Raw genomic sequence first — 949 nt, forward strand, 5'->3', positions numbered from 1 at the left:
GAATTCAATCAGCAGACGGTCGCTCCGTATAAGCGTGCGAACGATACGCTGGAATCCTTTGTCATCCATATGTTTCAAAAAGGCGTCACGATGTCGGAGATTTCGGATCTGATTGAGAAGATGTATGGTCATCACTACACGCCTCAGACCGTTTCCAATATGACGAAAGCGATGAGTGAACAGGTGGATGCGTTCAAGCACCGTCCGCTGGCTGCACGCTATGCCTGTATCTATCTGGATGCGACCTACATCGCTCTCAAACGCGACACGGTCTCCAAAGAAGCCGTCTATATCGCCGTGGGCATCCGGGAGGATGGATCGAAAGAAGTGCTGGCCTATACCGTTGCCCCGACAGAATCTGCATTTGTCTGGGAGGAGGTCCTCCAGGATGTCAAAGCGCGTGGGGTCGAAGATGTCCTTCTATTCATCTCTGACGGTTTGAAAGGCATCACCGACCGGATCTTTGCGGTCTTTCCAGACGCCCGGTACCAAGCGTGCTGTGTACACCTGTCCCGTGGCATCTCCCATAAAGTGCGTGTCGCTGATCGGGCTGAAATCTGTGACGACTTCAAGTCAGTATACCGGGCAGAGAGCCGGGCATCGGGCGAGAAAGCGCTACAAGCTTTTGTCGACAAATGGAAAAAGACTTACCCGAAAGTGACACAATCACTGGCATCCAATCCCTATATCTTCACCTTCTATGACTTCCCAAAATCCATTTGGAGAAGCATCTATTCAACGAACCTCATCGAATCATTCAATAAGAAGGTGAAGAAATACAGTAAGCGCAAGGAGCAGTTCCCGAACGAAGATTCATTGGACCGTTTCCTGGTCTCACAGTTCGAAATCTATAATCAGAGCTTCTCCACCCGTTGTCATTTGGGATTCGACCAGGCACGGGCAGAACTGACGGCGATGTTCAAAGAATAGTCGCACGGTGATTACATAC

1 protein-coding gene is annotated in these 949 nt (G+C 50.2%); it reads left to right on the forward strand.

Annotated features, from left to right (window positions below):
* Positions 1-930, forward strand: a 930-nt coding sequence (locus ABD734_RS07735) for an IS256 family transposase (RefSeq protein ID WP_344703114.1), incomplete at its 5' end; no start/stop codon positions are given.
* Positions 931-949: the final 19 nt, after the last annotated feature.

Source organism: Salinicoccus jeotgali, assembly GCF_039538805.1.
GTDB classification, from domain to species: domain Bacteria; phylum Bacillota; class Bacilli; order Staphylococcales; family Salinicoccaceae; genus Salinicoccus; species Salinicoccus jeotgali.